This is a genomic window from Ancylomarina sp. 16SWW S1-10-2, from assembly GCF_009669305.1.
Taxonomy (GTDB): domain Bacteria; phylum Bacteroidota; class Bacteroidia; order Bacteroidales; family Marinifilaceae; genus Ancylomarina.
Window position 1 is genome coordinate 12,736 of the sequence record NZ_SADB01000012.1, and the last position, 15,064, is coordinate 27,799.

The window sequence follows — 15,064 nt, forward strand, 5'->3', positions numbered from 1 at the left end:
CTTTTTAAATATCTTATTTCTGAGATACAAAAAGAGCCACATTTTATCAATGTGGCTCTTTTTATATATTAATTTAAAGCTTCAGTTTCTAGATTATTTCATCCAAGAATCAACCAATACTTTATTAGCTTTATACCATTTAGTAGCTCCTGCTTCTTCTCCATTGTCTTTAATAGCTGTCATTAATTCATACAACTGTGCTTCTTCAAGCTTAAAGTTTTTGAAAAAAGTAGCCGCTTCAGGTTTGTCTTGTGCAAATCCTTTTCGTGAAATAATTGTACAAGCATCCTGTGGGTAAATTCCTTTAGGATCTTCTAAATATTTCAAGTCGTTTTTGGTCCATTTAAAATGAGGTTTCCAACCCGTAACAACAACCCATTCTTGTTTTTTGATTGCTTTCTCAAGACTAGCTACCATTGCTGGTCCACTCGATGTAATTTGCTCAAAATCTAGTTTGTATTCGTCTATTGCTTTAAGCGTGTTGGCATGAATACCTGCACCAGCACCAATACCAATGATTTCGCCATCAAATTTATCTTTATTGGCATTTAATTCTTCTATAGAGTTAATCGTAACATACGCAGGAACAACTAAACCAGTAGTCCCCTCGCTAAACGATTCACCTAATTTTACTAAGTCATCACCATAACTAGCCCAATAATCTTTATGTGTATTTGGCAACCATGCATCAAGAAAAACATCCCCTTTTGAATCCTTTTTTGACAATTCGCCATAGATCATACCCGGCGCTAAATTGGTCAAATCTACTTTAAAACCATGTGCTTCAAGAGCAGCTTTAGACAAATAAGTAAAAGCAATACCTTCACTCCAATTGGGATAAAAGATGCTAACTTCCTTCTTATCTTTACTTCTTTCTTTTTTCTTTCCACTGTTTTTGCATGAACTAACTGAGACAGTTAATAAAGCAGCAACAAGTAAAATTCCTAAATTTCTTAATTTCATCATAATTCTATTTATAGGTTATTATAATTATTTTTTTGCAATAGCTTGTGTGACTCTGTCCAAGATAATAGCCAAAATGACAATGCCTAATCCCGATTCAAAACCTTTTGCAACGTCGTTTTGCTGAATTCCCTGGTAAACAATACTTCCAAGTCCTTTAGCGCCTACCATTGAGGCGATAACCACCATTGATAACGCCAATAGTATCACCTGATTAATACCAGCAAGAATAGTCGGTTTTGCCAAAGGCAACTGTATTTTAAATAAGATTTGTTTTTCGGTTGCACCAAAAGCACGTCCTGCTTCAATCACATCCGAGGGAACATTTTTAATTCCTAAACTGGTTAAACGCACAGCTGGTGGAAGCGAGAAAATCACTGTAGCCACTACACCCGGCGTATTTCCAACACTGAAAAAGAAAATTGCTGGAATAAGGTAAACAAAAGCTGGCATGGTTTGCATTAAATCAAGCATAGGCCGAATAATTACATCAGCAGTTTTGCTTCTAGCAGCCAAAATTCCTAGAGGAATACTAAAAAGCAGAGCTATAAGGGTTGAAACTAGAACCAAGGTGGTTGTTTGTATAGATTCTTTCCAGTATCCCATTGCGAAAATTAAGAATAATCCTAAAATGACAAATATTGCCATTCCACTTCCTTTTTTTAATCCTTCTACTTTAAAGGCATTTTTCCCAGCATTGGCATAATAAGCTGCTAAGGCTACTAATACAATAATAACATAAAAAGGAATTCCCAACAATATGTCATTCATACCATCAACGGTCCACGTAATAACGTCGTCAATAGCACCCCACAAGCCCGAAAAATTCTCTTCCAGTTTATTAATTCCAGATTCTATATATGTACCAAGATCAATTAATTTTTCCATATTACATGTCGTTTGCTTGTTCTTTTAATTCACTTATCTCTTTTTTCCCAAATCGCGTAGCTTCAATAATCAACGAAGCTTGAGATATCAGACCAAGTAACTTCCCAGTGTCCTCCTCTATAACAGCTAAAGGATATTTAATCCCTGTAATTAGGGGTAACATATCTTCTACAGAATAGGATTTATAGACACTCGGAACATTTGTCTTCAGAACTTTCTCAACAGAAATTGCTTTCTCTTTTTCCAATTCCAAAAGATCTTGTAACCAAACGTAACCAAGAAATTTTCTATCTTCATCTTCAACAGGAAGCACATCAACTCCAATAGTACGCATTTTTCGGATAGCTCCTTTAGGACCATCTTTAGGCATTTGAACCAGCGTATTCTTGGTAAACATGAGCGTTTCTGCCGTAATAATAGTTTTTCGATCTACTTTATTAACAAATGCTTCAACATATTCAGTTGCAGGGTTTGTTAGAATTTCTTCAGCAGTTCCAATTTGGTCCACAACACCATCTTTCATAATAGCAATACGGTCCCCAATTTTCATTGCCTCATCCAAATCGTGAGTAATAAATACGATCGTTTTTTTCAGCTTGCTTTGTATGGCCAATAGTTCATCCTGCATATCCGATTTAATAAGTGGATCAAGTGCAGAAAATGCTTCATCCATAAGCAAAACTTCAGGATTGTTTGCTAAAGCGCGTGCCAAACCGACACGCTGTTGCATTCCTCCTGACATGGATGAAGGGAATTGATATTCATAACCTTTTAAGCCTACAGTTTCGAGTGCCTCTAGCGCTTTTTCTTCCCGCTCCTGCTTTTCTTCTCCTCTAATCTCTAATCCAAAAGCAGCATTCTCAAGAATCGTTCTGTGTGGCAAAAGGCCAAACTTTTGAAATACCATACTCATCTCGGTACGTCTGGTTTCCAATAGTTCTTTATTTGACTCACGAGTAATATCATGTTCATCGAAAAAAACTTTACCGGCGGTAGGTTCGTTAAGTCGATTTAAACAACGGATTAAAGTAGATTTTCCACTACCTGATAAACCCATGATAACAAATATCTCTCCTTCCTTAATCTCAAAGTTAACCTTATTTACCCCAACAGTACATTTTGTTTTCTTTAGAATTTCTTCTTTTGAAACTCCCTTATCCAGTAAGGCAAGTGCCTCCTGTTTACGTTTTCCAAAAATCAGGGTTAAATCCTCAACCTTAATTTTTATTTTTCTTTTATCCGGCATAACATCTCATTTTTCTAATAAATACTTCCAGGCAAACCCTAGAAGTACTTAAAGACATCTCACTTTCGTGAAATAAGCATTTTAAGAGGCAAGCCTCTCATCCAATAGTAAAAATACGTTTTAAAAAAGCATTTTGAAAATAAAACATTTTCATTTTCAACCTTATACCCCCGAAACAAGCCTCGAGAATTCTATTGATTAAAAGTAATAGCCCACATTAATATTGAAACGCATTGCCCAATCGGCATCAGGAGTTCCTTCAGCCAAAGCACCCGTCCATTGAGATCCTAACCAAGGTTGATTTTTACCAGCAGCCATATCGATATAAGTGTAAATATTACCTGCAGTAAACATAGCACCGGTTACATTCATCATTGAATCTTCGAAAGAGCTTTCTGCCTTATCCATATATCCAAAATCGTTATAAATAATAACACTCGATACTGGTCCCCATTCTAAAGGAATAGAATAACTTAATCCAAGTGTATATATGCTAGCTTCGGCAGCAACCAAATAGGGTGCACCATAAGCAGTCATAGCTACAACATCATCTCGTTCGCCATCTGGATTCTCAGGACTGTATTTGTAATTGGCTATTTGAGCTTTTACTCCGAATTGACCTGCTTTTAATTCGTAATAGGCAGCAAGAGCATAATGATTACCTGTTTCTTCGGTATCTATATTGTATAAACCACCATATTGAGCAGAGACACCAATACGATGTTTAGCATTGGTATTGTTGATTTTATAAGACAAATCTCCATTAAGTTGATTCACCTCTTTATTTCTCAAAATCATATTCTCACCTTCCTTAATCGAACTAACGTCATAAGAATAACGGCTATCGGAAGCATCCGTACCTCCAAAGTCTTCGGCATTTTTGAAGAAGGCTAGACTGTAGTCCCACTTTTCCCCTTGATGCGTATACTTTAGCCCCATGTCGTGATCATCTTCTAATCCAACATAGTAGTTTAAGCTAAAGAACCATGAGTTTGAATTGTATTTTGTGATACCAAAAGGCACCTGAGTTAAACCAAATTGTAATTCGTCGTTTTCATTAAAGTCGTACGCAATCCAACCTTGTTTCAACATGCCTCCGCCATAAGAATCAGAATAGAATCGATATTCAGCATTAAGTTTTAAACCTTTATATTTTGCTTTCGCATTTAGTCGAAACACATCGAAACCCAAATCGCCACCGCGTTTTTTTTGTGCATCTTTCCAGCTTGAATAGTTGTAGTTGAATCGTAATGCTCCGCCAATATCAACAGAAGGTTTCTCCTGCGCATTAACAGAAATAGTAGACAATAGGAAACAAATTCCCAGCCACGTTTTTAAATAAAACATAAGTGTAATTTAAATGAATATATATACACATGCAAAATATGACATGCATGCAATCAAGTATCCGTTTTAACGGATATATAGGTATGCTTAATTATTGGATGGAGGAAGAAATCTATCGGACAGTACTCTGAAAATAAGAAACTGAAAACTATAGATTCTGATATTTCTTTTATTGTGAAGTTCACCTTGTTTTAATCCCATACCATACAAAGATAGTTAATAAATACAGCATCACAAGTTAATAGACTGATTTATAAATACATTTCGCTTTTAAACAGATCAAAATAACACTAATATTGTTAAACTTCAGAAATACTATAGTCTGACATAAAGTTAGGTAATGGATGTTTAAGTCCTCACTATTCAATAGAAAAGAACTTTTTATTTTACTTCTTTTTTCAAACTTGAGACAAAAAATGCAAACCGTGGAACATTTCTTAGACTAATTTCGGTTATGAGCTATAAAGAATGGGTTAAAATTCTATCCATAAAGTTTTAGTAAAACGAAATAAGCTAAAAAAGAGCCTCTATGTTAATTAAATATAGAATTCACCATCATCTTATTAGTAGTCTTAAAGACATCATTAGTATTAAAATACAGATCTAATATATAAATATTTAAGTCGCTATTAACCTAAAAACAAGTATTGTTGATAACTTAAGCTTGAAAATTTATAAATAAAAACTATTTTTGCTCCTAGAATTATCACTTCAACTAAATAAATGATAGATAATACTGAGAATTATTTCGACGATGATGTTCTTGAATTGGTAAAAAGATTCGAAACCATGCTCAAGCAAAACAAGACATGTTACTTTGACGTACATGAGTTTGAAGCCCTAGTCGACCATTATATTGAAAACGATAAATTGGCCAAAGCAAATCAAGCTACAGAAATGGCTTTGGAGCAGCATCCTTCTTCAATTTCCCTTCAATTAAAGCAAGCACAAATGCTTATTGGTAGAGGTAAAGAAATTAAAGCGCTTGCTATTCTAAAAAAACTAAGGAAGATTGAGAACACGAATCAAAAGATCTATATCCTTATAGGAAACATATACAATATAATAAAGAAACCCCATAAGGCTAAAATCCAATTCGATATAGCTTTAGACCTGTGCTACGATGACAAAGAAGATTTATTGTTTCGAATTGCCCTGTCTTTTGAGTCTCTAGAATTATATGATTTCGCTCTGCCCTACTTCGAAGCAATTCACAAACTTAATAGCGAAGATGCCGAAGTTCTTTTCGAAATGGCATACTGTCACGAAAAATTACAACACGATAATCAAAGTATAGATGCTTACAAAGCTTACCTAGAACTTGATCCTTTTTCGGATAATGCTTGGTATAACCTTGGTATTCTATATAATAGAAACGATCAAAGTATCAACTCCATAGAAGCCTACGATTTCTGTATTGCTATAAATGAGAAACACAGTAAAGCTTACTTTAATAAGGCTAATGCCCTCGCTATTTGCAATAGATACGAAGAAGCTATTAAGTGTTATATTGAATACTTAGAATTCGAAGATGATCATGCCTCAACATACTCATATATAGGAGAATGTTTCGAAAAGCTGGAAGAGTACGATCAAGCTATGATCTATTATGAAAATGCGATAAAGGAAGATGAAAAATTTGCAGATCCTTGGTTTGGCATGGGTTTGATGCTACTTTATCAAGATAAGATTGATGAAAGTATTGTATATCTGAGCGAGGCAAAAAATTTAGATGATACAAATTCAGATTACTGGTTTGCACTAGGTTCTGCATACTCTCGTATGCCCGATGCTCAAAAAGCCGTTCTTAATTTTCGTGAAGCAATCAATTTAGATCCTTACGATCCAACTTATGCTATTACTTTAGCCGAGTTTTATCACCAAAACAATAAAGAAGAAGCTGCAATTGATGTTTTACTCGAAAGCTTAGACCATTGTCCAGATAACCTTCAACTTCAGAATAATTTAGCTGCTTACTATATGTTAGCTGCCGATACCAAAGCTGCCGAACACTATCTTAGAAAAGCAATGGCAAATCCAGAAAACAAAATTGAAGATATCTTTATTCAGTTTCCTGAGCTAGAAAACAATAATAAATTCAAACAGATTATAAAGGCTAATAAATAAAATTAGCTTTTTTTTTAGGTCTTGTATTTTGATTCACTCACGATATACAGCAGGTCTATTATATGCACTTATACAATGACACGAACTATTAAAGACTATATTCTAATAGCCCTAAAAGGTATTGGAATGGGAGCAGCAGATGTTGTTCCTGGCGTATCTGGAGGAACAATCGCATTTATAACAGGAATCTACGAAGAACTTATTGAAAGTATTAAATCGGTTAACCTAAATTCGATAAAACTACTTTTAAAATTTAAATTGAAAGACTTTTGGAAAGCCGTAAATGGGAACTTTCTATTATCAATAGTTGTTGGAATCGCAATCAGTTTTTTGTCTATTGCTAATCTCATTAAATACCTATTAGAACATCAGCCTATATTAATTTGGTCATTTTTCTTTGGTTTAATTGTTGCTTCGGCCCTTGTTATTGCTAAAAAAATAACGGAATGGAAACTAAGAAGTATCATAGCAATGCTTGTGGGAATAGGAATTGCATATATGATAACTGTAGTCACTCCTGCTGAAACAACCAATGCCTATTGGTTTCTATTTCTTTCGGGAGCTTTAGCCATTTGTGCTATGATTCTACCAGGTATATCTGGTGCTTTTATTCTTTTATTATTAGGAAAATACGAATTTGTATTAGATGCACTAAGTAAATTTAAACTAGATGTAATTGCTGTTGTTGGTGCAGGTGCCGTAGTCGGTTTATTAAGCTTTTCAAATTTTCTTTCGTGGTTACTAAAGAAATATCACAATATGACCATCGCACTTCTATCTGGATTTATGATTGGCTCCTTAAATAAAGTATGGCCTTGGAAAGAAACCATTTCTACCTTTACTGATCGTCATGATGTAGTAAAGCCACTCTTACAAGAGAACATACTTCCACATACCTTTGAAAGCATTAGTGGACAAAATGCTAATCTGATATTTGCCATAGGACTTGCAATTCTTGGTTTCTTAGTCATTATAATTATGGATAAGTACAGTCCTGAGTCAAAAAAATAGACCGATAATAAGGTAATGAGCTGATTCACTAATGTATTAATATCAATACATGAGTAAAACACACGAAAAATAAGAAAGAATAGACATCTTTATAACAAAAGACTCCCTCTTCTTAAATCTCCCCTAAAAAAGAGACTAGCTTAATTTTTGTATTTCACTTTTAACCTTTTTACTTTACACTTTCTCTTTTTTACAGTTTCACTTTTTACTATTTCATATTTTCACATTATACTTTTTTACCTTTACACTTTCAACTTTAACCATTTCTAACCTTTTCCCGATGGCTATCGGGACTTTAACCTCATCATCATGAAAACTTACGGCATCCTTGGTAATCCTCTAAGACACTCATTTTCGAAACAATATTTCACAGATATGTTCCTGAATGATAAGATTGATGCTCAATTTTTGAATTTTGAGATTCCTCGTATCGAAAAGATTATTGATGTTATTCATGATAATCCTACGCTTGCCGGTTTATGCGTCACTATTCCATACAAACAAGAAGTTATGGCTTATTTAGATGAAATAGACCCTCTAGCAAAACGAATTGGAGCCGTTAATTCCATACAATTTAGTCGTCAAAATGGAAAAACCCATTTAAAAGGTTACAATACTGACATTTTCGGCTTTATGGAATCCTTAACTCCATTGCTTAATGGCGTAAAACCAAAAGCTTTAATTCTAGGTACTGGTGGTGTTTCCAAAGCCGTAGCAACTGGCTTAGAAGAATTAGACATACCCTACCGTTTTGTATCGAGAACTGCTACAGAAGATAGATTAAGCTACGAAATGCTGTCGCCCGAAATTATGACAGACTATCATCTCATTGTAAACTGCACACCTCTTGGCACCTTTCCAAAGAATGATACTTGCCCCAACATACCCTATCAACTCCTTAGCGAAGACCATTTTTTATACGATGTCGTTTACAATCCGGCAGAAACGCTATTCATGAAAAAAGGAGCCGAACAAAAAGCCAAAACGCAAAACGGTTTACCAATGCTCCATTTACAAGCTGTAAGAAACTGGGATATTTGGAATAAATAATTCTACAGATATAAATTTACAGACTAATTTCAATTCTCTGAACCGTTAGTCTTTAAACAAACTCATTTTTCAAACAAAAGTCTAGGTTGCTTTCTATTTTGTTTATCAAAATACTTTATATAAATTCACCTTCTTTAGTAAACGCTTCCTTTTTTAGATATTTACCATACCTTATAAACAAACTATATGTCAAATAATAAGGACAAAATAAATCAACTCTTAAAAAGGCAAGAAGCTCTTTGGAATAAACAAGAAGATCTGTCGAATGAAATTAACAAATTACGAAATGAAATAATTTGTTTAAAGAATGCTGAAGCAAAACCTCTAATTGAAGAGAGCAGGACTATATCTTTGAATGAAACGGTTCTTGATGATCTAAAAAATATAATATCTCCAATAAAAAAGGATGAACAAAAGCTTGAAACGACAAGTCTAATAAGTGCAACAGCTCCAAAAGCTAAAAATACGACAAAATCTAAGTCTGATCTAGAAAAATTTATTGGAGAAAATCTCATCAATAAAATCGGAATTGCAATTACCATTATTGGCGTATCCATTGGCGCGAAATACTCAATTGATAATGATTTAATTAGTCCTTTAACTAGAATTATATTTGGATATTTAGCTGGCTTAGGCTTATTAGGCTTTGGAATAAAACTAAAGGAAAAATACGAAAGCTACAGCGCCGTTTTAGTAAGTGGAGCAATTGCAATTATGTACTTCATCACCTTTGCTGCATACAGCTATTATCAGCTCTTTCCTCAAACATTTGCCTTTATTCTTATGCTGCTGTTCACTATTTTCACTGTGGTTACAGCAATTAATTACAATAAGCAAACTATTGCACATATCGGTTTTGTTGGTGCTTATGCTGTTCCCTTTCTTCTGAGTGAAGGCTCGGGTCAAGTCGCCGTTCTCTTCAGCTATATGACTATTATAAACATTGGAATTCTGTTTCTAGCTTTCAAAAAATACTGGAAATCATTATACTATTCGGCTTTCTCTTTAAGCTGGTTAATTTATTTTTCTTGGTTTGTGGGAGATTATTCCTACGATGAATATTTCGGTATTGCCAGTACATTTCTTCTCGTGTTTTTTATCACCTTTTACCTCATGTTCCTTGCCTACAAAGTGTTCCGTAAAGAATCATTTCAAAAAGTCAACAGCTCCATATTACTAAGTAATTCTTTTATTTTTTATGGCTTAGGATGTGCACTTTTAAAAGAAAACTACGCAGAATATCTTGGACTTTTCACACTTTGCAATGCAATTATGCACAGTATAGTAAGTCTATTAATATACAAACGAAATCTTGCCGACAAAAATATTTTCTATCTGATATCGGGTTTGGTATTGATCTTTATTACCATCACAATTCCAGTTCAGTTAGATGGCAATTGGGTTACTTTACTTTGGGTTTGTGAATCCGCTCTTCTGTTTTGGATTGGGAGAACCAAAAAAGTTTCAATATACGAGCTACTATCCTACCCTATGATGGTTTTAGCTTTCTTCAGCATCATGCAAGATTGGTCGGAAATGTACTATTCCTATTATGCTTCCGATTCATTAACTAGAATTACACCTGTATTTAATGTCTATTTTTTAGGAGCTATACTGTTCGTTATTTCATTCAGTTTTATTAATCACATTAATTACAATCCAAAATATCCATCACAAATCACATCAAAGAAACGCCTAAGCAAATTGGTTTCCTATTTGGTTCCAATTATTTTAATTTTCACGCTATACTTTTCGATAAGGATGGAAATTGATACCTATTGGGAACAACTTTTTTCCGATTCTGCCATCTCGGTTCAAGTCAATGGTCAAGACTACGAAAGTACCTTTAGAAACTTTGATCTTAAAAACTTTCAAGCGATATGGATTTTAAACTATTCTCTCTTGTTCTTTTCTCTGCTTTCTATCTTTAACATCAAAAAAATTAAAAATATAAAACTCGATTATGCATGTGTTGGATTAATCACCTTATCTGTGATTTTATTCTTAACTAAAGGGCTTTATTCGATAAGCGAATTAAGAGGTACTTATTTGGGCAACGAACAATCGGAGTTCTTCCAGCATGGTGTTTACAATATTGTAATACGTTACATCTCTATCCTTTTTGCTGCATTCTCTTTAGGTGTATTATACATACAAGTTAAACAGAGGTTAAATACGAGAATATTTAAGCTTGGTTTTGAATATTTACTATTTACATCTATTTTATGGATACTTAGTAGCGAATTGCTTAACTGGATGGACATTACTGGTTCTTCTCAATCTTACAAACTCGGATTAAGTATTCTTTGGGGCTCTTATTCTTTACTTCTAATTGCTTTTGGTATCTGGAAAAACAAACAACATATACGAATTGCAGCCATTGGATTATTTACCATTACGCTGATTAAACTATTCTTTTACGATATCTCACACTTAAGTACAATTGCTAAAACCATTGTTTTTGTTTCCCTTGGCATCTTACTTTTAGTTATTTCATTTTTGTACAATAAATACAAAAGCAATATTTCCGAAGAAGCTGATATTGAGATCAACTAAATAAACATAGCATCGGAAGATTCTTTGCATACAAAACTCGAATACATGAAAAATAGAATCTGTATATATCTACTACTTTTCGTTTGTACCAATACTTTTGCACAAACGAAAGACTTCAAATACCAAAGAGAGATTATTGGCGTAACAGATCAATGGCATAAACTAGACTTACCAAATGACATTTTTGCTAAACTTTCTTCAGACTTATCGGATATCAGAATAATTGGCATCTCGTCACAAAAAGATACAATTGAGGCTCCTTATTTAATTCAGGTAAGTAAAGAGAGTATTACAAATAAGGATATCAATTTCAAATTATTGAATCAATCACACAATAAAAATGGCTATTATTATTCTTTCAAAGTGCCATCAAAAAATGAAATCAATCAAATTAAATTGGATTTTAAGCAGGACAATTTCGATTGGATCGTATCTTTAGAGGGAAGCCAAAACCAGAAGGATTGGTACACCATAATTGAAGACTATAGAATTCTATCGATTAAAAATAAGTATACCAATTATCAACACGCTCGACTAAACTTTCCCAATAGTAAATTTCAATATTTCAGGGTGCACATCAAAAATGCCGAAAAACCTGAATTACAAAGTGCAAAGATATCTTGTAAAGAGGTAATCAATGGGAAATTAAGAAAATATCAAATCAACAAACTTGAAATACAGCAAAATAAAAAGAACAAAACAACAGAAATTAATATCGATTTAGCTTCTCCTGTTCTGCTTAGTGAATTGAAAATTAAGATTGAAGCAACATACGACTATTATCGACCGATCAGTATTCGCTATGTAATTGATAGTGTAAAAACTAAAAAAGGGTGGAAACGAAATTATCGAACAATCACTTCGGGAACATTAACATCCTTGGAACAAAATAAATTCAAATTTAAGAGTATTAAAGCTCAACACCTACAGGTAATCATTTCTAATCACGATAATGAATCCTTAAATATAAGTGGTATTGAAGCAAGTGGATACATCTGGCAACTGCTTGCACGTTTTAAGAAAAACACTTCTTATTACCTTACTTATGGCAATTCTAGCACAAAAAAACCGAATTACGACATTACTCGTTTCAAAAGTAAAATTCCAAACAAAATAAGCGAGCTTAACTTAGGGACAGAACGAATAATCACAAAGAAATCAAAAGACCGTAGAGAAGCCTTATTCATGAATGAAAAGTGGTTGTGGGGAATTATCGGTATCGTAATACTTCTTTTAGCTTGGTTCACATTTAAAATGATGGGCAAAACAGAGAAACAATAAAAATAATAAAGATGCTTAGCGAGTTACAACTTACTTTCTCGATTAAATGCCTTCAAAAATTTGTTTATAGCTTTCAAGGATTACTAAATAGAATCAAAGAATTAGACACTCTCACGAAGCGCATTTCTAGACGCCCTATCGACAAGCGTAAAAAAGAAATCAATTTTATTTTTGAGAGATGAGATTTTATGCCCTTTAATTTTCACAATCTTACAATCCAATAAGTCTGTAATTCGATAGAACACTTTATACAATTCATGATTATCGATTAATCGCCCATTCTTTGAAATGTACTTGTTCTTCTCTAATCGCAACCTTCTACCAGACAAACCAACAATATTTTGAGAATCCGTATAAACAATCACTTGCTTCTTGCTCTTTTCGAGTTTCGCGAGTGTGTCTAATAAAATCTGCAATTCTAACTTTGTAGATGAAGTCTCTTCAAATTGCTTCAGCTGTACCAATTCTTTAGCTTTATCAAGAGATATTGCTAAATCCTCTACAATTAAAGAAGCTCCAAAACCTATTTTTGTTTTAGTATTTACGCTTCCATCTGTAAACAAATAGATTTCATCAGACATCTTCCAATTTTAAGCCTTTGGGATATTCAATTGTACAAAGGAATAAGCCATGACCAGGAACTGACGAGCCCGCACTACATCTATTCTTACTTTCTATAACCTGACGAAAACCAGCCATATCAAGCTTTCCACGACCAACTTCAACTAGGGTTCCCACAATAGCTCTAACCATATTTCTTAAAAAACGATTTGCACATACCGTAAAAACAAGTTCATCGCCTCTATCCTCCCATTCTGCTTTATAAATCTTACAAATATTCGTTTTAGCATCTGTGTGCAGTTTACTAAAACTTGTAAAGTCACTATATTCGAAAAGTAGTTTTGCAGCCTTATTCATCTTCTCAACATCGAGCTGATGAGGCATCTGCCAGTGGGAGTTGGATCGAAAAGGATTCTTTTTCTTTGTTATAAAATATTGGTAAGTTCTTGCTACAGCATCAAAGCGGGTATGTGCATCTGGCTTAACCGGAAACATTGAATCGACAGCAATATCATAGGGCAAAAAGCGATTTAACCTAAACACAAGCTTCTCCTTTTCAACATCTCGAGCTTCTGCAATATCAAAATGAGCCATAAAATCGCTAGCATGTACACCTGTATCTGTTCTTCCACAGCCTACTACATTTATCTTTTGATTTAAAATGGTACTCAAAGCTTTATTCAAAATTTCCTGAACAGTAATTGCATTAGGCTGAACTTGCCAACCATGATAATTAGTTCCTTTATAGCTAAGCTTTATAAAATATCGTTGAGTCAAAATAGTCGTATTTATAGTTATTCTGCAATTTGCACAAAAGTAATCATTTCAAAGAAATTATCTAAATGAAAACAAACAGAACATTGGAGGTTTTAAAGGGTTATAAGAGAATAAAAGACATAAAAAAATCGCACTAGCTATTGGATTTTAAACTCCTATATGACAGGATTTGAGTGCCCATCTGGTCAAGTGTCCCCTGTGTCCTAAGACAACCCTAAGGTTGAGGCCTGCTTTTGCAGACGTGTAGCTTTCTCGGTAACTTGTAAGTGTTGAGTTTAACAATCGATAACTAATGCGATATGCTTTTATCTTATATGTAAAGAACGTTTATTTCTTACATGCAAAGTAAGTAATAAATTCTGTGTTTACAAGGGATGTAGAAGAAATAACGCTATTTGACGGAAAGCTTTTTTGAGTCAAATTAAAAGCTTATCTTTATTAAATGGGTGGTAATTAAATGAGAACCACTAGAATAAACCTCAACCCACCCTTCCAATTTATTCTCCAATAAAAGTTGCAATTTCTAATATTTTTATACTTTTGCGAGCTAATAATCCAAAATGCTCGAAACATCCTTTATAAATATCCATACGCATCACTCTATTCACATAGATGGTACTTTGTCTATATTGAATTGTTTTCCCGAACAAATCAAAATAGGTAATAACAATGAGCGTGGAATTTCGATAGGTTTGCACCCTTGGCATGTTAATAAGGATAATGCATCTTCGATGATTGATTTGATTAAAACAGTTGCTTCTGAAAAGAATGTTTTGGCAATTGGAGAAATTGGTTTAGATAGAACTATCGATATGCCATTGGATATACAAGAAAAGTATTTTATAGAACAAATTGAAATAGCTGAGAACCTAAACAAGCCTCTTATTATACATTGTGTTAAATATTTTTCAGAGTTACTTTCAATAAAAAAAAGAGTAAAAGGCTCTACGCCATGGTTAATTCATGGTTTTAGAAAAAACAGGAAAATAGCATCTATGCTATTGGAACAAAATTGTTACCTATCATTTGGAGAAGCCTTACTGTTTGATAAAAACAATCAGAATTTGTTTATTGAAATGCCTTTAGATAAGATATTCTTAGAAACAGATGATAGCGAAAACACGATTAGTGAAGTTTACAATAAAGCAGCTCATATAAAGGGCTTACAGTTAGAAGTTTTAAAAGCAAAGCTTTTTGATAACTACAAAACAGTATTCAATGCTAACAAATGAAACTTTTATAATAACTAATTTTTGA

The 15,064-nt window shown here is 33.5% G+C and carries 12 protein-coding genes; 6 read left to right on the forward strand and 6 right to left on the reverse strand.

Annotated elements, in window-relative coordinates; all coding sequences use genetic code 11:
* Positions 1-93: 93 nt before the first annotated feature.
* The 4 genes from EMN46_RS11450 to EMN46_RS11465 all read right to left on the reverse strand — a co-directional run bounded on the left by EMN46_RS11450 (position 94) and on the right by EMN46_RS11465 (position 4,444).
* Complete coding sequence (locus tag EMN46_RS11450) at positions 94-963, reverse strand: glycine betaine ABC transporter substrate-binding protein (RefSeq protein WP_229130346.1); 870 nt, start codon at positions 961-963, stop codon at positions 94-96.
* A 27-nt stretch (positions 964-990) separates the two neighbouring features.
* A complete protein-coding gene (locus EMN46_RS11455; RefSeq protein ID WP_154200949.1) occupies positions 991-1,851 on the reverse strand; it encodes a proline/glycine betaine ABC transporter permease in 861 nt (286 codons plus the stop codon).
* A gap of 1 nt (position 1,852) precedes the next feature.
* Positions 1,853-3,097, reverse strand: a complete 1,245-nt coding sequence (locus EMN46_RS11460; protein WP_154200950.1) for a glycine betaine/L-proline ABC transporter ATP-binding protein — start codon at positions 3,095-3,097, stop codon at positions 1,853-1,855.
* Between the two features lie 198 nt (positions 3,098-3,295).
* Positions 3,296-4,444 (reverse strand): hypothetical protein, encoded by a 1,149-nt coding sequence (locus EMN46_RS11465; RefSeq protein ID WP_154200951.1) that lies wholly within the window; start codon positions 4,442-4,444, stop codon positions 3,296-3,298.
* Positions 4,445-5,167: 723 nt separating this feature from the next.
* On the opposite strand from EMN46_RS11465, the gene EMN46_RS11470 reads away from it, so the two are divergent.
* The 5 genes from EMN46_RS11470 to EMN46_RS11490 all read left to right on the forward strand — a co-directional run bounded on the left by EMN46_RS11470 (position 5,168) and on the right by EMN46_RS11490 (position 12,469).
* The gene (locus EMN46_RS11470; protein ID WP_154200952.1) at positions 5,168-6,571 is read left to right on the forward strand and encodes a lipopolysaccharide assembly protein LapB; all 1,404 of its coding nucleotides are present in this window, start codon (positions 5,168-5,170) and stop codon (positions 6,569-6,571) included.
* A gap of 75 nt (positions 6,572-6,646) precedes the next feature.
* Complete coding sequence (locus EMN46_RS11475) at positions 6,647-7,582, forward strand: DUF368 domain-containing protein (protein WP_154200953.1); 936 nt, start codon at positions 6,647-6,649, stop codon at positions 7,580-7,582.
* A gap of 309 nt (positions 7,583-7,891) precedes the next feature.
* On the forward strand, positions 7,892-8,632 hold the full coding sequence (locus tag EMN46_RS11480; RefSeq protein ID WP_154200954.1) for a shikimate dehydrogenase: 741 nt from the start codon (positions 7,892-7,894) through the stop codon (positions 8,630-8,632).
* A 186-nt stretch (positions 8,633-8,818) separates the two neighbouring features.
* A complete protein-coding gene (locus tag EMN46_RS11485; protein WP_154200955.1) occupies positions 8,819-11,188 on the forward strand; it encodes a DUF2339 domain-containing protein in 2,370 nt (789 codons plus the stop codon).
* Positions 11,189-11,233: 45 nt separating this feature from the next.
* Positions 11,234-12,469 (forward strand): DUF3999 family protein, encoded by a 1,236-nt coding sequence (locus EMN46_RS11490; RefSeq protein WP_154200956.1) that lies wholly within the window; start codon positions 11,234-11,236, stop codon positions 12,467-12,469.
* 101 nt (positions 12,470-12,570) lie between these two features.
* On the opposite strand, the gene EMN46_RS11495 is transcribed toward EMN46_RS11490, so the two are convergent.
* Positions 12,571-13,050 carry a ribonuclease HI gene (locus EMN46_RS11495; RefSeq protein WP_154200957.1) on the reverse strand — a complete coding sequence of 160 codons (480 nt, stop codon included), beginning with the start codon at positions 13,048-13,050 and terminating at the stop codon, positions 12,571-12,573.
* The gene (truA, locus tag EMN46_RS11500) at positions 13,043-13,807 is read right to left on the reverse strand and encodes a tRNA pseudouridine(38-40) synthase TruA (protein ID WP_154200958.1); all 765 of its coding nucleotides are present in this window, start codon (positions 13,805-13,807) and stop codon (positions 13,043-13,045) included. Before truA ends, EMN46_RS11495 begins: the two co-directional genes overlap by 8 nt.
* A 560-nt stretch (positions 13,808-14,367) precedes the next feature.
* Between truA and EMN46_RS11505 the strand changes: the two genes are divergently transcribed.
* Complete coding sequence (locus tag EMN46_RS11505; RefSeq protein WP_154200959.1) at positions 14,368-15,039, forward strand: TatD family hydrolase; 672 nt, start codon at positions 14,368-14,370, stop codon at positions 15,037-15,039.
* The last annotated feature ends 25 nt before the right edge of the window (positions 15,040-15,064 follow it).